Here is a 17,478-nt window from a genome sequence, read left to right as displayed (position 1 = left end):
CCGGCCGATGACCTTGATCAGCTTCGTCGTGCCGGCCTACCGGGTGCAGGGCTACCTGCGCGAATGCCTGGACTCCATCCTCGACCAGCCGGTCACCGACATCGAGGTGATCGGCGTCGACGACTGCTCGCCGGACGACAGCGGCGACATCCTCGCCGAGTACGCGGCCCGCGACCGGCGGATGCACGCCGTCCGGCTGACGGAGAACGTCGGGCTCGGTCCAGCCCGCAACATCGGGCTGGACCGAGCCACCGGCGAGTACGTCTGGTTCGTCGACGGCGACGACTGGCTCGTCCCGGAATGCCTCGCCGAGGTGGTCGAGAGCCTCCGCGCCAGCCGCCCCGACGTGCTCCTGGTCGACCACGTCCGGACGTACTGGAACAACACCACCAGCCCCAGCGCGATGGCGGAGGTGTTCCCGGAGCCGCCCGGCGAGGAGACCTTCCGGCTGCGCGACCGCCCCGAGACGCTGCGGCTGCTGCACACCGCCTGGAACCGCCCGGTCCGCCGGCAGTTCCTGATCGAGGAGGGCCTGCGCTTCGCCCCCGGCTGGTACGAGGACGTCTCGTTCAGTTACCCGGTGCTGATGGCCGCCGAGCGGATCGCCGTGCTGGACCGGGTCTGCGTCAACTACCGGCAGCGCCGCGCCGGGGCGATCACCAGGACCAGGGGCGACCGGCACTTCGAGGTCTTCCACCAGTGGCACCGGGTGTTCCGGCTGATGGACGCCTGGGGGCCGGCGGTCGACGACCTGCGCCCCGCGGTATTCGAGCGGATGATCTGGCACTACCTGACCGTGCTCGGCAACGGGGAGCGGATCGCCCCCGAACTGCGGCCGGCCTTCTTCGCCCGGATCACCGCCGACCACGCGCGCTGGCTGCCCCCCGGCGGCTATCCGCCACCAGCGGGCGCCGAAGGGCTCAAGCACCGGCTGGTGGCTGCCGGCCGCTGGCGTACGTTCAGCGCGCTGCGCACCGCGTACCAGGCGCGCGACACCGCCCGGCGTACCGCCCGCGGCACCCGGCGAGGGGTCGCGCCCCGGGCCCGGCGTGCGGCCCGGCTGACCCGGGACACCCTGCTGCGGGAGTACTACCGGGCCGAGTCGCGCCGGCCGGTCGACCCGACGCTGGCCGTCTACGCGGCCTACTGGTACCGGGGATACGCGGACAACCCGGCGGCCGTCTTCGAGGCGGCCAGCCGGCTGGCGCCGGAGGTCCACGGGGTGTGGATCGTCCGGCGGGACCGGGTGCACACCGTGCCCGAGGGCGTCGCGTACGTGGTCGCCGGAACGCCCGCGTACTACCGGGCGCTGGCCCGGGCACGGTGGCTGGTCAACAACGTCAACTTCCCGGACTTCGTCCGCAAGCGGCCAGGCACCGTGCACGTGCAGACCCACCACGGCACCCCGGTCAAGGTGATGGGGCTCGACCAGCAGCGGTACCCGCTCGGCGCGGTCGGGATGGACTTCGCCGGGCTGCTGCGCCGGGTGGACCGGTGGGACTACAGCGTCAGCGCGAACAGCTTCTCCAGCCAGATGTGGGAGCGTGCCTACCCGGCCGCGTACACCACCCTGGAGGTCGGCTACCCGCGCAACGACCGGCTGGTCACCGCGACCGCCGAGGAGGTGCTCCGGCTGCGCGCCGGGCTCGGCCTCGGCCTCGGCGAACAGGTCGTCCTGTACGCCCCGACGCACCGCGAGCACCTGCCCGGCTACCGGCCGCCGTTCGACCCGCAGCGGCTGCTCGACGCGCTCGGCCCGGCCGGCCGGCTGCTGATCCGCAGCCACTACTTCCACGACCGGGACCGGCGCACCCGCCGCCCGGGGGAGCGGGACCGGGTACGCGACGTCAGCGACCACCCGCGCGTGGAGGACCTCTACCTCGTGGCGGACGTGCTGATCACGGACTACTCCTCGGCGATGTTCGACTACGCCGTGCTCGACCGGCCGATCGTCGTCTACGCCCCGGACTGGGAGGCGTACCGGCTGGCCCGCGGCGTCTACTTCGACGTGACCGCCCAGCCACCGGGCGCGGTGGCCACCAGCTTCGCCGACCTGCTCGACCTGTTCCACACCGGCGAGGTCGACGCGGAGGCGGCGCGCGAGGCCCGGCAGCGGTTCCGGGCCCGGTTCTGCGCGCTCGACGACGGCCACGCCGCCGAGCGGGTGGTCCGCCGGGTCTTCCTCGGCGAGCAGCCGGAGCCGGGCGCGTCCGGCTGCTGACGACCGGCCCGCGCCGCGCTGCCGGCGGCGGTGTCCCCGTGCGGTGGACTTCACAGGGCCGTCACGAGCCGAACATGACACGTTTACCCGATGTGCGAACCGGATGATCCTCGTCACAGTCATTCCGGGTTCGGTCGACGAGCTGGGGGGAGGGCACGGTGACAACCGTCGCGCTCAAGGATGTCTCGAAGGTGTTCAGGGACGGCACCCTCGCCGTCGACAGGGTCAACCTCGACGTCGACGACGGCGAGTTCATGGTGCTGCTCGGCCCGTCAGGCTGCGGGAAGTCCACGGTGCTGAGGATGGTCGCCGGCTTGGAGGACCCGACGTCGGGCGCGGTGATGCTCGACGGCGAGCTGGCCAACGACCTGCCGCCGCGCGACCGGAAGATCGCCATGGTCTTCCAGGACTTCGCGCTCTACCCGCACATGACCGTCGGCGAGAACATCGCCTTCCCGCTCCGGCTGTCCGGGATGGAACCCGAGCCCCGCGGCGAGCGGGTTACCGACGTGGCCAGCGCGCTCGGCATCGGCGACGTGCTCGGCCGCAAACCCAGCCAGCTCTCCGGCGGGCAGCGCCAGCGGGTCGCGATGGGCCGGGCCATCGTCCGCCGCCCCGGCCTGTTCCTGATGGACGAGCCGCTGTCCAACCTCGACAGCGGGCTCCGGGCGGAGTTGCGCGCCGAGATCTCCGGCCTGACCCGGGAACTGGGCGTCACCACCATCTACGTCACCCACGACCAGGCCGAGGCGCTGACCATGGCCGACCGGGTCGCCATCATGCGCAAGGGCGTCCTCCAGGACGTCGGCACCCCCACCCAGGTGTACGGCCGCCCGGCCACCCTCTACGTGGCCGCGTTCCTCGGCAGCCCGCGGATGAACCTCCTGGAGGCGTCGGTCTACGTCCACCTCGACCGCTACGTGACCCTCACCCTCGGCGACCAGGCGCTTCACCTGCCGTGGGACGACATCCGCAGCCGGGCGGTCGCGCACTACCACGGGGAGCGGATCGTGGTCGGGATGCGGGCCGAGGCGCTCACCCCGGTCGCGCCGGACACCCGGGGCGCCGTACTGCACGGCCGGATCCGCTACCTGGAGCACCACGGGCACGAGTCGCTCGCCTACCTCGACATCGGGGCCACCGCGATCGTCGTGGACGAGATGGGCACCCGGGTCGACGCACCCACCGGCCAGCGCGGCCTGCGTCGCGTCGGGCAGGTCATGCAGCGGCTGACCGGTCGCGCCGCCGCCGAGGAGGAGCCCGTCCCGGCCACCGTCACCCGCACCAGCGTGCTCAACGACCCGGGCCGGCACCACCGCCGCCCCGCCGAGCTCGCGGTACGGCTCGCGCCGTACCCCGGGGTCTCCGCCGGTCATGCCCTGGCCGTCTCCGTACGCATGGACGCGCTGCACTTCTTCGACGAACGCGGTGACCGGATCGACGTCGGCTGGCGCTGACGGGCGCCAGCAAGGAGCAGCAGCCCCGACACCGCCGGACCGGACGCAGTTCCCATGTTTGTTGCCGGGGCGCTCCGCGCGGCGCCCCGGTGATCAGGACGGCATGGACGTTACCCGGCCGTTTTAGGGTCCATGGCGTCCTGATCACCGTTGGTTGGCCGATCAGCCCGCCGCGCGACGCCTTGCGTCTGAGGACGGGGGTTGTGGGTGAAGTTACTGGCTAGTAACGTCGGGCCATGACCATCGACTCACGCCAGGTGGCGGCCGGCATTCTGGAGGCCGTACCGTTCGCCCGTACGCTCGGCATCGAATTCGTCGAGGTGGCCCCCGAGGCGGAGAGCGGGGTGCGGGTGACCGTCCGGCTGCCCGACTCGCCGGCCACCCACAACCACGTCGGTGGGCCGCACGCCGGGGCCATGTTCACCCTCGGCGAGACCGCCTCCGGCGCGGTCGTGCTGGCCGCGTTCGGGCAGCTGCTCGACCGGGCCACGCCGCTGGCGGTACGGGCCGAGATCGCGTACCGGAAGCTGGCCCTGGGGCCGGTGCGGGCCACCGCGCGCCTCGACCGGCCGGTCGCCGAGGTGGTCGCGGAACTGGAGTCCGGCCGGCGGCCGGAGTTCCCGGTGCGGGTGGAGATCGCCACCGAGGAGGGCAAGCCGACCGGCGAGATGACCGTGGTCTGGACGCTGCGCCCCAACTGAGTCGGAGCGGCAAGCGGACCGAAAGCGGTTTGCGGGTGCGGAGGTCTGGATAGATTCGTACCGTGCTGGGCCTACCTGCTCATGTGACCGCCTGCCTCTTCGATCTGGACGGTGTGCTGACGCAGACCGCCCGGGTGCACAACGCCGCCTGGACCGAGACGTTCGACGGCTTCCTGCGCCGACGCGCCGCCACCACCGGCGAGGCGTTCCGCCCCTTCGACCCGGGGCCGGACTACAACCGCCACGTCGACGGCCGGCCGCGCGCCGACGGGGTGCGCACCTTCCTCGCCTCCCGGGGCATCGTGCTGCCCGAGGGATCGCCCGACGACCCGCCGGACGCCGACACCGTCAACGGGGTCGGCAACAGCAAGAACGTGCTACTGCTGGAGCAGCTGCGCACCCACGGCGTGGACGTCTACCCCGGATCGGTCGCCTACCTGGAGGCGGTCACCGCCGCCGGCCTGCGCCGGGCAGTCGTCACGGCCAGCGCGAACGGCCGGGAGGTGGTCGCCGCAGCAGGGTTGGAACCGCTGCTGGAGGCCCGGGTGGACGGGCTCGTCGCCCGCGCCGAGGGGCTGCGCGGCAAGCCCGAGCCGGACACGTTCCTCGCCGGCGCGAGGCTGCTCGGGGTCGACCCACGTGACGCCGCCGTGTTCGAGGACGCCCTCGCCGGGGTCGCCGCCGGACGGGCCGGCGGGTTCGGGTACGTGGTCGGGGTGGACCGGGTCGGCCAGGCCGACGAGCTGCGGGCCCACGGCGCCGACGTCGTCGTCACCGACCTCGCCGACCTGCTCGACACCGGAGGACCCGCGTGATCCGGGAACGTGCCTATCCGGTCGAGCCGTGGCACGTCCGGGAGACGCGACTGGACGTGGACGTCCTGGCCCAGTCCGAGTCGGTCTTCGCCCTGTCCAACGGGCACGTCGGGCTGCGCGGCAACCTGGACGAGGGGGAGCCGCACGGCCTGCCCGGCACGTACCTGAACTCCTTCTACGAGCTGCGCCCGCTGCCGTACGCGGAGGCTGGTTTCGGGTTTCCCGAGTCCGGCCAGACGGTCGTCAACGTGACCAACGGCAAGCTGATCCGGCTGCTGGTCGACGACGAGCCGCTCGACGTCCGCTACGGCGAACTCCTCGCCCACGAACGGGTCCTCGACCTGCGTGCCGGCACCCTGCACCGGGAGATGCACTGGCGCTCCCCGGCCGGTCGCGAGGTCAAGGTCCGTAGCACCCGGCTGGTCTCGTTCACCCAACGCGCCGTCGCCGCGATCAACTACGAGGTGGAGGCGGTGGACGGCCCGCTGCGGCTGATCCTCCAGTCGGAGCTGGTGGCGAACGAGACGCTGCCCGCGCAGAGCCGGGACCCGCGGGTCGCGGCCGTGCTGGAGTCGCCGTTGCAGGCCGAGGAGGAGCTCACCACCGCCGACGGCGGGCTGCTGATCCACCGGACCAAGCTCTCCGGGCTGCGGGTGGCCGCCGCGATGGAACACGAGGTGTACGCCCCGGCGCGCAAGACCATCGAGTCCGAGGGGTACGAGGACTGGGTGCGTACCACGATCGGGTGCGTGCTCCAGCCCGGCGAGACGCTGCGCGTGGTCAAGTACCTCGCCTACGGCTGGTCGAGCCGCCGGTCGCTGCCGGCGATGCGCGACCAGGTCGAGGCCGCCCTGACGGGGGCGCGGCTCGACGGCTGGGACGGGCTCCACCGGGAGCAGCGCGAGTACCTCGACGAGTTCTGGGACGCCGCCGACGTGGTGGTGGAGGGCGACCCTGAGATCCAGCAGGCCGTCCGGTTCGGCATGTTCCACGTACTCCAGGCCGGCTCCCGGGCGGAGCGGCGGCCGATCGCCGCGAAGGGCCTGACCGGCCCGGGGTACGACGGGCACGCGTTCTGGGACACCGAGATGTTCGTCCTGCCGGTGCTCACCTACACCCACCCGGCCGCTGTGCGGGACGCGCTGCACTGGCGGCACGGCACCCTGGCCGCCGCCCACGAGCGGGCCCGGACGCTCAACCTGGAGGGCGCGGCCTTCCCGTGGCGCACCATCGAGGGACCGGAGTCGTCGGGGTACTGGCCGGCGGGCACCGCGGCCTTCCACATCGCGGCCGGCGTCGCCGACGCGCTGCGACGCTACGTGCAGGTCACCGGCGACACCGAGCTGGAACGCGAGATCGGGCTGGAGTTGCTGGTGGAGACCGCCCGGCTCTGGCGGTCGCTGGGCCACCACGACCGGCACGGCCAGTTCCACATCGACGGGGTCACCGGCCCCGACGAGTACACGGCGGTGAAGAACGACAACATCTACACCAACCTGATGGCGCAGCGGAACCTGGTCGCCGCCGCCGACGCGGTGATGCGCTACCGGGACGAGGCGTTCCACCTCGGCGTGACCGACGAGGAAGCAGCCGCCTGGCGGGACGCGGCGGCGTCCATGCACATCCCGTACGACGAGGATATCGACGTCCACGAGCAGGTCGAGGGCTTCACCCGGCTCCAGGAGTGGGACTTCGAGCACACGCCGCCGGAGAAGTACCCGCTGCTGCTGCACTACCCGTACTTCGACCTGTACCGCAAGCAGGTCGTCAAGCAGGCGGACCTGGTCCTGGCCATGCACTGGCGGGGCGACGCGTTCACGCCGGACGAGAAGCTGCGCAACTTCCTCTACTACGAGCGGCGGACGGTGCGCGACTCGTCGCTGTCGGCGTGCACCCAGTCGGTGCTGGCGGCTGAGGTGGGCCACCCGGAGTTGGCGCACGTCTACCTGCGGGAGGCGGCGCTGATGGACCTGCACGACCTCAACGAGAACACCCGCGACGGCGTGCACATGGCCTCGCTCGCCGGGGCGTGGATCGCCCTGGTGGCCGGGTTCGGCGGGCTGCGCGACCATGACGGCAACCTGTCGTTCGCGCCCCGGCTGTCCAGCCGGCTCGGGCGGCTGGAGTTCTCGCTCCAGTGGCGCGGAATGCGGCTGCGGGTGGACGTCCGGCCGGACCGGACCACGTATTCGCTGCGTCACGGCGAGCCGGACGACGTGCTGGAGTTGCGCCACCACGACGAGCCGGTCCGGGTCACCGGCGCGGAACCGGTGACGATGCCGATCCCCCCGGCGGAGGTGTCCGGTCCGGCCCCGGAGCAGGCCCCGGGCCGTGCTCCCCTGCTCCGCCTGCCGGAGAACGAACCGTGACCGATGCCCGCCGGGCCCGCCTTCGTCACGGCGGCCGACGGGCATCGGATCAGCGTGGCCTGCCCGGTGGCGGCGGGCCGGCGTCGTGGATCAGCGTGGCCTACTCCGGTGCGGGCGACCGGCGGTGCCGGTCAGGCCGGCTTGCGGCCCTGAATGGCGACCGGCGGCGCCGGTCAGAGCGGCCTGCCCTGTGACGGGCGGCCGGCCGCGTCTCGGGGCGCCATCGCCCGCGGATCGTCGGCCGTGCGCGCCTGGGCCGCTTCGTCCGCCCAGTCGCGGCCACGTTCGGTGTCCTGTTCCCGCCGGTCCCGGTCGGTGGTCTGCTGTCGAGGGTTCCGCTGCTGCTGCGCCATGGCGATCCTCGCGATCCGTCGGGGCGCGGTTGCGCCGGTACGGTCTGCGGTCACCTATCGCCTACCCGGGGCCCCCGGCGACAAACGCCGGTGCGCCGGGGCCGCTTGCCGCCGTCAGGGGCGGGTATGCGGCCGGGCGACGACTGTCGGGCGGGCGACCCGCCTGCCCCGGGCCGAGGCGACCGCCTGCCGGGCGGGGGACGATGGCCGGGCAGGCGACGACGGCCGGGCGGGGACCGACCGAGGACGTACGGAGGCGAGATGGACGTGCGCGACAGTGCGGTGACGATCCCGGCGGGGGACGCCGATCTCCCGGCCGACCTGCTGGTGCCGGCGGAGCCGGCCGGTGTGGTGCTCTTCGCGCACGGCAGCGGCAGCTCCCGGCACAGCCCGCGTAACACGGCCGTGGCGCACGTCCTCAACCGTGGCGCCCTCGGCACCGTGCTGGTCGACCTGCTGACCCCGGCTGAGGACCGGGTGGACGCCCGGACGGCCGAGTTGCGCTTCGACATCCCGCTGCTCGCCGGTCGTCTCGCCGCGATCGTGGACTGGCTGGCGGCGGAGCGGCCCTTCGGCGCGGTGCCGATCGGACTGTTCGGGGCCAGCACCGGGGCCGCCGCCGCCCTGGTAGCGGCGGCGGCCCGACCGGAACTCGTCGGCGCGGTGGTTTCCCGGGGCGGCCGTCCCGACCTGGCCGGCCCGGCCCTCGGCCAGGTGCGCGCGCCCACGCTGCTGCTGGTCGGCGGTCTGGACGAGCAGGTGATCACGCTCAACGAGCAGGCGCAGGAGGCGCTGCCGGACACCGCCGAGCTGACGGTGATCCCCGGGGCGACCCACCTCTTCGAAGAGCCCGGCACCCTGGAACAGGTCGCCCGCCGCGCCGCCGACTGGTTCACCACCCACCTTTCCCCCTCCCACTGACCCCCGCCTCCCCGCCCCGCTCCCGCCCGCCCCGCCCGCCCCGCCCCGCCTCCCGCCCCCGCCCGTCCGATGTGGGTTGATCATGAGGTTGGCGGCGGTAATGGAGATCGACTTCGCCGCTAACCTCATGATCACCGGGGCTGGGGCTGGGGCTGGGGCTGGGGCTGGGGCTGGGGTGGGTGGGTCAGGCGGGGGGTGGGAGTGTCGGGCGTTGGCGGTGTTGCTGGATGGTGTCGATGACCCGCCACACGACGGCGGTGATCGGCACCGAGACGAAGGCACCGGCGACGCCGGCGATCAGAGTGCCGGCGGTGACCGCAACCAGGATCACCGCCGGGTGTAGGCGCACCTGACGCTTCATGACCAGCGGCTCCAGCAGATTGCCCTCGACCTGTTGCACGGTGATCACGGCGGCCAGGACGAGCAGCGCGGTCACCGGCCCCTTCGCCGCGAGCGCGACCAGCACCGCCACGGCGCCGGCCACGGTCGCCCCGATGATCGGGATGAAGCCGCCGAAGAAGGTGATGAGCGCGAGCGGAAACGCCAGTGGCACCCGGAGCACCACCAGCGCCAGGCCGATGCCGATCGCGTCGATCGCGGCGATCAGCATCGTGCCCCGGCTGTACGCGCCCAGCGTCCGCCAGCCTGCCCGGCCCGCCTCGGCGGTCACGGCCCGGTTCGGTCCGGTCATCCGGGACAGCGTCCAGTGCCACATGGACCGACCGTCCTTGAGCAGGAAGAACAGCAGGACGAGCGCGAGCAGCGCGGAGCCGATCACCTCCGTGGCCGTCCGGGCGCTGGACACCGGGTCGAGCGAGCTCTGCCCGAGGCCCTGACGGGCTTGTTCGACGAGCCGGTCGAGTTGCTGGTCGCTGACCGGCAGCGTGGAGGTCACGAAGTCCCGGGTCCGTTGCAGGCCCTGCCCCAGTTCCTGGCTCAACTCGCTGAACTGGCCCGCGGTGAGGCTCCACACCAGCGCGCCGACGCCGAACAGGACGCCGAGCAGCAGCAGCACGGTGAGCAGGGCCGCCAGTGCGGCGGGCAGCCGGAGTCGGCGCAGCGCGAGTTGCACCGGGTCGAGCAGCGCCGTGAGGAACACGGTGACGGCCAGCGCGATGGCCAGCGGCGCGAGCAGCACCGCGATCTTCCCCAGCAGGTAGAGCCCGGCGACGATCACCACCAGGCAGGCGCTCCACACCACGGCCGAGCGGACCAGCCAGGGAAGCCCGGCCCAGGCCTGTCGGGGACCCGCGCCCCGGCCTGTCGTCCCTTCGGGCGTACGCCCGGCATCGTCTGTGACCACGTCGGCCCTCCTCGATCTCCGGCGAGTCGGTACCCGGCCGGAGTCCCTCCGACACCCGCGTCCCCTCTCCCGCTGGACAGGCGGGCGAGACGTCGGAGGACCGACCGACCGTTTCCCGGCCGCCTGCCCGTCCGTTTGCGCGCGCTACCTCAGGGAAGGCGGAGGTCGGACCCCGGATTCGAGGAGGACCCGATGAGCGACTTCATGGACAAGGCCAAGGACTTCGCTGACAAGCACGACAAGCAGGTCGACCAGGGCATGGAGAAGGGCGGCGACATGGCCGACAAGCGCACGGGCGGTAAGTACGACGAGCAGATCGACAAGGGCGTCGACCAGGCCCAGGCGCGCACCGGCGAGGGCGACCAGGTTCGCTGACCCGGTCGGGACCGTCCCAGGATCGCCGTGCGGTCGGCGGCCCGGGGCGGTCACCTTTTTGGCGGATCGACGCGCACCGCTAGCCAAGGATCGACCACTCTCGCTACTATCCGCAGTCGGAGCATGACTAACAGTCAATTCGTCCCCGACCGGACCGGCGCCCAACCCCTTGGGGCGCCGTGGCGAGAGGAAGTCAAGCCGGTGACCGAGGCACCCGAAACCGTGCCCCAGCGCTACCCGTTCAGCGATCCCGACCGGCTCAACCTGGACCCGTGTTACGCCCGGCTGCGCCGGGACGAACCGCTCACCCGGATCCGCATGCCGTTCGGCGAGCCGGCCTGGCTCGCCACCCGGCACGCCGACGTCCGGACCGTGCTCGGCGACTCCCGGTTCAGCCGGGCCGCCTCGGTGGACCGGGACGAGCCCCGCAACTCGCCACGGCGGCAGGAGGGCGGGATCCTGTCCATGGACCCGCCGGAGCACACCCGGCTGCGTCGGCTGGTGGCGAAGGCGTTCACCGCCCGGCGGGTGGAGGAGCTGCGACCCCGGACCAGACAGGTGGCCGACGAGTTGGTCGACGGCATGCTCGCCGCCGGTCCGCCGGCCGACCTGGTGGCGCACCTGGCCACCCCGCTGCCGATCCGGGTCATCTGCGACCTGCTCGGCGTCCCCGTGGCCGACCAGGACCGATTCCACACCTGGTCCGAGGCGATCGTGTCGACCACCTCGCTGAGCCTGGAACAGGCCCAGGAGTACATCGACAACCTGTTCGCGTACATGGGCGAGCTGATCGCGCGGCGGCGCGAGCAACCCACCGACGACCTGCTCGGCGCGATGGTCCGGGCCCGGGACGCCGACGACCGGCTCGCGGCGGACGAGGTGGTGCGGCTGGCCGCCGGGCTGCTCGCGGCCGGGCACGAGACGACCGTGACCCAGATACCCAACTTCGTGTACGCGCTGCTCACCCACCCCGACGAGTGGGATCGGCTGCGGGCCCGGCCGGATCTGGTGCCGAGCGCCGTCGAGGAACTGATGCGGTTCGTGCCGCTCGGCGCGTCCTCGGCCTTCGCCCGCTACGCCCTGGAGGACGTGGAGCTCGGCGGCGTGCTGGTGCGGGCCGGCGAGCCGGTGGTGGTGTCGATCTCCTCGGCCAACCGGGACGGGACGGTCTTCGCCGAGCCGGACCGGCTCGACCTGACCCGGCAGGCCAACCCGCACCTCGGCTTCGGGCACGGGGTGCACCACTGCATCGGCGCACAGCTCGCCCGGATGGAACTCCAGGTCGTCCTGGAAACGCTGATCACCCGCACCCCCGGCCTGCGGCTGGCCGTGCCGGAATCCGAGCTGACCTGGAAGAGTGGGCTGCTGGTCCGGGGCCTGCTCGCCATGCCGGTGAGCTGGTGATCCGGTGAGTGCGACGAACGAGCAGTGGCGGGTGCGGGTGGATCCGACGCGGTGCATCGGGTCGGGGATCTGCGCGGGCACCGCGCCGGGGCATTTCGTGCTGGTGAGCGGGCTGTCCCGCCCGCTGGCCGAACGGGTCGCGCCGGACGACGCGCTGGTGGACGCCGCGGACTCCTGCCCGATGGAGGCGATCATCGTGTCCGAGGCGGACGGCCCGCGCCGGATCGCACCGGAGCCCTGAGCCCGGGTGGGTGTGCCGGCGTGGGGGCGATGATCGCAGCCGGGCCGATCGTGCCGCCGGCCCGGGGACAGGTCAACCAGTTTTCGGTCGGATCAGGACGAGTAACCACGCTCGGCGATCCAGTTGGCGACCTTCTCCAGGGTCATCCAGTACTCGCCTTCCGGAGAGGCCGGGTCCGCGATCCGGATCAGGCCACCGCCGTCCCGGTAGCCCACCAGGGTCAGGTAGTGCCCGCCCTCGTACGACTGCGGGTGGCCGTCGGTGTCGACTGCGGTGCCCTTGACGTTGGCCACCACCGGCCGGCCCTCGTCCAACGCGGCGAGCACGTCGGCCCGCAGCCGGTCGACCTGCGCCGGCCTGGCCACCGGGTCCGGGATCTCGGTGGTCCGGTACCTGCCGCCGGTCAGCTCGTTGAGCACCCGGGTGGTGTCCAGGGCCGAGTCGGTGCCGGCCTCGGTGGTGCCCAACTTCTTCGCGACCTCGTCCTGGGAGAGCGCCTTGCCCATCGCCGACAGGGCGATGCGGGTCGCGGCCGGGCCGCAATAGTAGAAGTTGGGCTGAGCCTGGTACTCGATGTTCACCGTGCGCTCGGCCCGCCGGTCGGCGCGGCCGTTCTGTTCGGCACGGCCATCCCGGTCGGTGTGCACCGGACCGGCCGGGGTGGTCGCCGCCGCTGCCGCCTGGGCAGTCACCGTCGTGCCCGCGAGGCAGCCACCGGCGACCAGCAGGCCGACGACGGAAAGGCCGCTTCTCTGGACGATCGGATTCATGGTCGGGCTCCAATCGGGGGTCGACGCCTCCGGGGGATCGGGGGCGCACAGCACCGGGAGAGGCGCTCGGCTCGGGGACTCGACGGCCCGGGGCGGTCGGCCCACGGGCGTACTCAGGGACGCAACGGCCCTGCTCCGGTGGGCATTCCGGCTTTCGGCCGGGGCGTACCGGCCGCACGTCGAGGTTCAACCGGGCCGCGGGCAGCAGAATTCCGGCGTACGGATGCCGCGTGTCACACGCCGCCCGCCGGCCATGCCATCCGGACGCCGGGCCGGTTCGCATCCCCACTGCCTCCGCCGCCGGGGCACGGCGGGCGGGGCGGGTGGACCGGTCAATCGTGCGGCCCGACGCGTCGCGGGACGAAACGGTCAGTCGGTTACAGGTTTCCCAGCAGGCGGGTCACGGAGATCTCGATGACCACCCTGCCCGGATTCGTGCGGGGCGTCCGGTAGCGCTCGGCGTACCGGCGCTCGGCTTCGGCGACCGCCGGCCGGTCGGAGCGCACCACGGCCCGCCCCTCGAAGGTGAGCCAGCGTCGCCCGTCGACGTGGCAGACGGCCACCGGGGCGCCTTGCGGGCCGGCGGCGGCGACGTGCCGCGCCTTGCGGGACGCCCCGTCGGTGATCACTCGGGCCAGGCCTGTCGCCGCGTCGAAGGTGACCCCCACCGGTACGACGTGCGGGCTGCCGTCCGCGCGGAGGGTGGTCAACGTGGCCAGGTGCCGTTCCCGGCAGAACGCGACGACCAGTTCGTCCTGCGGTGCCAACCGATGGTCGCCGGGCATGTCCGTCCCCCGTCTCGCGGCGCGGCACCGATCATGGCATGCGGCGGCCGGCCCGGTCGAGGTCGGACGGCGCGTCCGGTGCGCCGGGCAGGGGTGCGCTCGCGGCCCGACGCTGCCGGACCAGCCGGCCGAGGTAGAGCAGCGCGCCGGTCAGCACCGCCATGTCGTCCAGGTAGATGGGGTCGGGAAGCAGGTCCACCGGCAGGATGGTGTAGAGCAGCGCGCCGTAGAAGGCGACCTTGCCGTTCACCCCGAGCGTGCCGAGCAGCCGGCGGGTGCGGATCACTCGGACGGCCAGCAGCACCGCGCCGACCAACGTGGCGACCGCCACGACGCCGACGACGACCCACGCCTCCCTGGACATACCGCCACGCTAGCCCAGCCGGGCCGGTTCCGCCCGCACGCCAGCCCCGCCGGACCGGGTTCCGCCCGGCGTGGCCGGTCAGTACGCGACGACCGGAGCCCGGCCCCGGGCCACCGCCGGCACCTCTCGGCTGGTCACCGCCGGGAACTCCCGGGTCTGCTCCGTCACACCGGTGCCCTCGATCAGCGGCAGCAGTGACTGCGACTCCTCGGGGCGGCGGTTGACCGCGGCGAACGCCTCGTCCCGCAGGCTGCCCGCCGACTCGGCGGCGAGTTCGGCAGCCCGCCAGGCGGCCTGCTCCCGCTCCCGGGCCGTCCGCTGCCGGGCGAGCAGGTTGTCCCGTACCGCCCGGCGCAGCACCAGCTCCTGCTCGACCGGGTGCAGCCGGGGGTCCCAGCCGTTGCGGTGCGCGAAGACGTCGCTGAGCTGCTCCACCGACAGGTCCTTCCGCCAGTACGCGTCGAGGGCGGCCCGGTGCAGGAAACGCTCGCGTTCGGCGTACTCGGCGGGCGTCCGGACGGTCCGTGGAAGGGGCATCGCCTCGGCGACCGTCAACCGGCGGACATCCGCCTCGGCGGCCTCGTACGCCTGCCAGGCCGCCTCGACCTCCTCCTGGGCGGTCAGCCACTCGGCCCGCAGCCGGGCAGCGGTGGTGGCGGACCGCTCCGCGGCCACCGAGACCTCCTCGGCGTACCGGGAACGCTCACGCGTTTCCTCGGCCCGTTCCAGCTCGCTCGGCATGGCGGCGCGACGGATCCGGGAACCGGCGGCGAACCGGAGCCGGCCGGGCCGCAGCAGCAGGCCGGCCACGGTGACGGCGACGACCCCGAGCAGGCTCAGCCAGATCACGGCGGCCCGGGGCACGTCGAGCAGGACGGAGGAGAACACGTTTTGCATGGTCAGCACCTCGCGGTCGATCGAGGGAGTCGACAGGGTCTGCGCCCGGCGTACGGGCGGGTGAGCATCGTTGGCGCGCGTGCGGGGCGTACGGCTCCGGTAGCGGACAGCGCCGGGGCGGTAGGCCGACGGGCGGACGCCGGTGACGCGGCGGCCGGAGCATCGGGGCCGGGCGGACGGACCCGCGTCGTACGACGGCGGTCCGTGGCGGCCGGCGCTCCGGACGCGGAGCCGGTGGCCGACGGGTCAGGCGGTGGGCGGACCGCGGCGGGCGGGAACGCCCCGGCCGGGGTCGTGGGCGGGGCCGTCCGGGCGGTCGGTCGGACCGGCGGAGGTGCCGACCGAAGTGTCGGCCAGACGGATCCTCGGCGGGGCGGCGGCGTCGCTGGCCTGCTCGGCCATCGGCTCGCGGCCCGGCAGTGGCTGCGCGACCCGGGCGGTCGTGGCGACCGGACCGACGGTGACGGCGGCCGGACCGGCGGCGGCGGACGGCGCGGCGGCGGCCCCTCCGAGGCCCACGGCGAGCACCAGCGCGGCGACAGCCAGTCGGGTCAGCTCACGCAGCGAGCGCAGCGTGACCGACCAGAACGGGTCGACGGACGCTACGGACGGCACCCGTCCAACCTATCGCCCGGGCCCGGCTCGTGCAGCGCGGCGACGGCCCGGGATCGGGTGACCGCCACCACCATGTCCGAAGTGGATCGCCCAGTGGCCGGAACCGACCGGGCCCGTTGGACGTGCGACGGCCCACCCGGTGGTACGCCCGCCGGGTGGGCCGTCGTCGTGCGGAAGTGCGTCAGCCGTCGGTGCCGAGCACGGGCGGAGCGGCGGACGCGTCGTTTCCCCAGACCATGTCGTCCTCCGTCAGCCAGGTCAGCCGGCCGTCGGCGTCGTCGTCGTGTGCTCCCTGGCCGGCGCCGAGGACGCCGTGGCGGTTGGCCGCGCCGCGAGCGCCGCCCGAACGCCCGGTCCCGGTGGCCGCCCGGTCACCGGCGGCGCCCTGCCGTGCCCCGTCCCGCGAATTGTCGAAGCGCCGGCCCATCCCGGTCGCGGACCGGTTGTCCGCCATCGGACTGCCACCGGCGGACCGGACCGCAGAGGTCGGCGCGTTGCCGCTCGACCCGGCGAGGGCTCCGGTGCCGAGCACGCCGCCCGCCGGGCCGCTGCCCTGCGGGCCGAACTGGAGGCTGGCCGAGGCCGTCGAGGTGCCGCCCGGCCCGCCAGGACCCGTCACGGCGGTCGGGGCCAGCGGCGTGGCCCCGGCGAGGGAGGTGCCGGTATCGGTGCCGGTAACCACGACGCCAGGCGTGCCGCCGGTCGCGCCGCTGCCCGGGTGCCCGCCGCCGACGACGCCCGGGGTGAGAGTCCCGGAGTTACCGCCGTCCGGTCCGGAGCCCGGCCGGTCGGGGGCCGCGACGGTGGCGCGCTTTGGCCGCCCGTCGAGGCCGGTGGTGGTCGGCGCGGCCGTCGGCGTGGTGGCCTTCGGGCCGCTGCGCGGGGTCGTGGAGGGATCGCGGCTGGTCCGGCCCGGGGTGTCGGGGTGCGGCGGGGGCGGCGCGACGAGCCGACCGTAGGCGGAGAGGTCGTAGCCGGCGGCCAGTTCGGCCACCACTTTGACCATGCGCTTGTGCGCCTTCTCCTGCTCGGCCTTGTCCTGCTGGTGGCCCAACAGCCCGCCGATCACCATGCCCGGCACGCCGAACACGGCGCCCTTGGCCGCGCCGGAGAGCGTCTGGTCGTGGTCGTCGGTCTCGGCCGGGCTCTCCGCCTGCTTGCGGGCGGTGCGCAGCTCGCCGGCCATCAGGGTCAGGCCCCGGCTCACGTCCGCCATGCCCTCGCCGAGCGTGTCGGCGTAGTCGGTGACGAGCGTCAACCGGCGCTGGAACTCCTGCGAGGCCGAGCCCGTCCAGGTGTTGGCGAGCTTGTCGAGGTCGCTGCTGAGGTCGCGGGACAACCCGTCGAGCATGCCCTTGAGTGACGTCCACTGCGCGGCGATGCCGTCGATCTGACCTGGCTGGCCGGCCATCACGCCGTCGTATAGCTGCTGGTGGCCGACGCCCTCGTAACGCGAGGTGTATTCAGACACGGGGCGCCTCCTTCGGCTTCAACGCGTCGTCCACCCCGTTCAGCACGGCGGAGATGTCGGCGGAGTTGGCCGCGTTGCGCTCCTCGGTGGTGCGGTAGTTGGCCAGGATCGTCGCGGTGGCACTCTGGGCCGCCTTCACCGCGGCACGCAGCCGGTCGACCTGGTCCAGGTAGGACTGGTGGATCTCGGAGTAGCGGCGGGAGTTCTGGGTGGCGTCCGTGAACGAGCCCAGCGCCGGCGGCTGGCACTGCATCTCGGTGCTCAGCTTCCGCAACGCCTTCTCCGCCTCGGTCAGCCGGTTGGCCAACTTCTGGTGGAAGTCTTCCAGGGACATCAGGTCGACTGTCGTGCGCCCGGTCATGGCAGCATCCCCGTACGTCATCGTCGATAACCGTTGGCAGGGCACAGGTTAGTCG

General features: G+C 73.3%; 18 protein-coding genes. 9 read left to right on the top strand and 9 right to left on the bottom strand.

What is annotated here, in order from left to right; translation table 11 throughout:
- Positions 1-7 precede the first annotated feature (7 nt).
- From GA0070608_RS07255 to GA0070608_RS07235, 5 genes are all read left to right on the top strand, one after another.
- The gene (locus GA0070608_RS07255) at positions 8-2,221 is read left to right on the top strand and encodes a bifunctional glycosyltransferase/CDP-glycerol:glycerophosphate glycerophosphotransferase (RefSeq protein WP_091623823.1); all 2,214 of its coding nucleotides are present in this window, start codon (positions 8-10) and stop codon (positions 2,219-2,221) included.
- 158 nt (positions 2,222-2,379) lie between these two features.
- Complete coding sequence (locus GA0070608_RS07250; protein WP_091623819.1) at positions 2,380-3,678, top strand: ABC transporter ATP-binding protein; 1,299 nt, start codon at positions 2,380-2,382, stop codon at positions 3,676-3,678.
- 236 nt (positions 3,679-3,914) lie between these two features.
- On the top strand, positions 3,915-4,379 hold the full coding sequence (locus tag GA0070608_RS07245; RefSeq protein ID WP_091623815.1) for a DUF4442 domain-containing protein: 465 nt from the start codon (positions 3,915-3,917) through the stop codon (positions 4,377-4,379).
- A gap of 62 nt (positions 4,380-4,441) precedes the next feature.
- The gene (locus GA0070608_RS07240; RefSeq protein WP_091623811.1) at positions 4,442-5,194 is read left to right on the top strand and encodes an HAD family hydrolase; all 753 of its coding nucleotides are present in this window, start codon (positions 4,442-4,444) and stop codon (positions 5,192-5,194) included.
- Positions 5,191-7,563, top strand: a complete 2,373-nt coding sequence (locus GA0070608_RS07235) for a glycoside hydrolase family 65 protein (RefSeq protein ID WP_091623808.1) — start codon at positions 5,191-5,193, stop codon at positions 7,561-7,563. The genes GA0070608_RS07240 and GA0070608_RS07235 overlap by 4 nt, the downstream gene beginning before the upstream one ends.
- 173 nt (positions 7,564-7,736) lie before the next feature.
- Here the strand turns inward: GA0070608_RS07235 and GA0070608_RS07230 are convergent, their stop codons facing one another.
- Positions 7,737-7,916: a hypothetical protein gene (locus GA0070608_RS07230; protein ID WP_091623804.1), complete on the bottom strand. Its 180-nt coding sequence runs from the start codon at positions 7,914-7,916 to the stop codon at positions 7,737-7,739.
- A 261-nt stretch (positions 7,917-8,177) separates the two neighbouring features.
- Between GA0070608_RS07230 and GA0070608_RS07225 the strand changes: the two genes are divergently transcribed.
- On the top strand, positions 8,178-8,837 hold the full coding sequence (locus GA0070608_RS07225; protein ID WP_091623800.1) for a dienelactone hydrolase family protein: 660 nt from the start codon (positions 8,178-8,180) through the stop codon (positions 8,835-8,837).
- 184 nt (positions 8,838-9,021) lie between these two features.
- On the opposite strand, the gene GA0070608_RS07220 is transcribed toward GA0070608_RS07225, so the two are convergent.
- On the bottom strand, positions 9,022-10,140 hold the full coding sequence (locus GA0070608_RS07220; protein ID WP_091623797.1) for an AI-2E family transporter: 1,119 nt from the start codon (positions 10,138-10,140) through the stop codon (positions 9,022-9,024).
- Positions 10,141-10,332: 192 nt separating this feature from the next.
- Here GA0070608_RS07220 and GA0070608_RS07215 point away from each other — a divergent pair, with 192 nt between their 5' ends.
- The 3 genes from GA0070608_RS07215 to GA0070608_RS07205 all read left to right on the top strand — a co-directional run bounded on the left by GA0070608_RS07215 (position 10,333) and on the right by GA0070608_RS07205 (position 12,160).
- Positions 10,333-10,515, top strand: a complete 183-nt coding sequence (locus GA0070608_RS07215) for an antitoxin (RefSeq protein ID WP_091623794.1) — start codon at positions 10,333-10,335, stop codon at positions 10,513-10,515.
- 201 nt (positions 10,516-10,716) lie between these two features.
- Positions 10,717-11,919, top strand: a complete 1,203-nt coding sequence (locus GA0070608_RS07210) for a cytochrome P450 (protein ID WP_245715728.1) — start codon at positions 10,717-10,719, stop codon at positions 11,917-11,919.
- Positions 11,920-11,923: 4 nt separating this feature from the next.
- Positions 11,924-12,160 (top strand): ferredoxin, encoded by a 237-nt coding sequence (locus GA0070608_RS07205; protein WP_091623788.1) that lies wholly within the window; start codon positions 11,924-11,926, stop codon positions 12,158-12,160.
- Positions 12,161-12,252: 92 nt separating this feature from the next.
- Here GA0070608_RS07205 and GA0070608_RS07200 read toward each other — a convergent pair whose 3' ends face one another.
- The 7 genes from GA0070608_RS07200 to GA0070608_RS07170 all read right to left on the bottom strand — a co-directional run bounded on the left by GA0070608_RS07200 (position 12,253) and on the right by GA0070608_RS07170 (position 17,423).
- Complete coding sequence (locus GA0070608_RS07200; RefSeq protein WP_091623785.1) at positions 12,253-12,930, bottom strand: C39 family peptidase; 678 nt, start codon at positions 12,928-12,930, stop codon at positions 12,253-12,255.
- A gap of 377 nt (positions 12,931-13,307) precedes the next feature.
- Positions 13,308-13,715: a pyridoxamine 5'-phosphate oxidase family protein gene (locus tag GA0070608_RS07195; protein WP_091623781.1), complete on the bottom strand. Its 408-nt coding sequence runs from the start codon at positions 13,713-13,715 to the stop codon at positions 13,308-13,310.
- A 31-nt stretch (positions 13,716-13,746) separates the two neighbouring features.
- Positions 13,747-14,079 carry a DUF1232 domain-containing protein gene (locus tag GA0070608_RS07190; RefSeq protein ID WP_091623775.1) on the bottom strand — a complete coding sequence of 111 codons (333 nt, stop codon included), beginning with the start codon at positions 14,077-14,079 and terminating at the stop codon, positions 13,747-13,749.
- Between the two features lie 78 nt (positions 14,080-14,157).
- Positions 14,158-14,976 (bottom strand): hypothetical protein, encoded by an 819-nt coding sequence (locus GA0070608_RS07185; RefSeq protein ID WP_091634529.1) that lies wholly within the window; start codon positions 14,974-14,976, stop codon positions 14,158-14,160.
- Positions 14,977-15,222: 246 nt separating this feature from the next.
- Positions 15,223-15,591 (bottom strand): hypothetical protein, encoded by a 369-nt coding sequence (locus GA0070608_RS07180; protein WP_091623770.1) that lies wholly within the window; start codon positions 15,589-15,591, stop codon positions 15,223-15,225.
- Positions 15,592-15,772: 181 nt separating this feature from the next.
- Positions 15,773-17,062 carry a WXG100 family type VII secretion target gene (locus GA0070608_RS07175; RefSeq protein WP_091623767.1) on the bottom strand — a complete coding sequence of 430 codons (1,290 nt, stop codon included), beginning with the start codon at positions 17,060-17,062 and terminating at the stop codon, positions 15,773-15,775.
- Positions 17,055-17,423, bottom strand: coding sequence for a hypothetical protein (locus GA0070608_RS07170; RefSeq protein ID WP_091623762.1), 369 nt, complete (start codon positions 17,421-17,423; stop codon positions 17,055-17,057). Before GA0070608_RS07170 ends, GA0070608_RS07175 begins: the two co-directional genes overlap by 8 nt.
- Between the last annotated feature and the right edge of the window lie 55 nt (positions 17,424-17,478).

This window comes from Micromonospora peucetia (genome assembly GCF_900091625.1).
Lineage (GTDB): Bacteria > Actinomycetota > Actinomycetes > Mycobacteriales > Micromonosporaceae > Micromonospora > Micromonospora peucetia.
Note: the sequence above shows the minus strand (reverse complement) of the source record. Positions and strands in the feature narration are given on the sequence as shown.

What these genes read in the sequence shown, in the direction of transcription:
- GA0070608_RS07255 (WP_091623823.1), top strand. Translation starts at nt 8, where the DNA reads ATGACCTTGATCAGCTTCGTCGTGCCGGCCTACCGGGTGCAGGGCTAC.
- GA0070608_RS07245 (WP_091623815.1), top strand. Translation starts at nt 3,915, where the DNA reads ATGACCATCGACTCACGCCAGGTGGCGGCCGGCATTCTGGAGGCCGTA.
- GA0070608_RS07230 (WP_091623804.1), bottom strand. Translation starts at nt 7,916, where the DNA reads ATGGCGCAGCAGCAGCGGAACCCTCGACAGCAGACCACCGACCGGGAC.
- GA0070608_RS07225 (WP_091623800.1), top strand. Translation starts at nt 8,178, where the DNA reads ATGGACGTGCGCGACAGTGCGGTGACGATCCCGGCGGGGGACGCCGAT.
- GA0070608_RS07215 (WP_091623794.1), top strand. Translation starts at nt 10,333, where the DNA reads ATGAGCGACTTCATGGACAAGGCCAAGGACTTCGCTGACAAGCACGAC.
- GA0070608_RS07200 (WP_091623785.1), bottom strand. Translation starts at nt 12,930, where the DNA reads ATGAATCCGATCGTCCAGAGAAGCGGCCTTTCCGTCGTCGGCCTGCTG.
- GA0070608_RS07195 (WP_091623781.1), bottom strand. Translation starts at nt 13,715, where the DNA reads ATGCCCGGCGACCATCGGTTGGCACCGCAGGACGAACTGGTCGTCGCG.
- GA0070608_RS07190 (WP_091623775.1), bottom strand. Translation starts at nt 14,079, where the DNA reads ATGTCCAGGGAGGCGTGGGTCGTCGTCGGCGTCGTGGCGGTCGCCACG.
- GA0070608_RS07185 (WP_091634529.1), bottom strand. Translation starts at nt 14,976, where the DNA reads ATGCAAAACGTGTTCTCCTCCGTCCTGCTCGACGTGCCCCGGGCCGCC.
- GA0070608_RS07170 (WP_091623762.1), bottom strand. Translation starts at nt 17,423, where the DNA reads ATGACCGGGCGCACGACAGTCGACCTGATGTCCCTGGAAGACTTCCAC.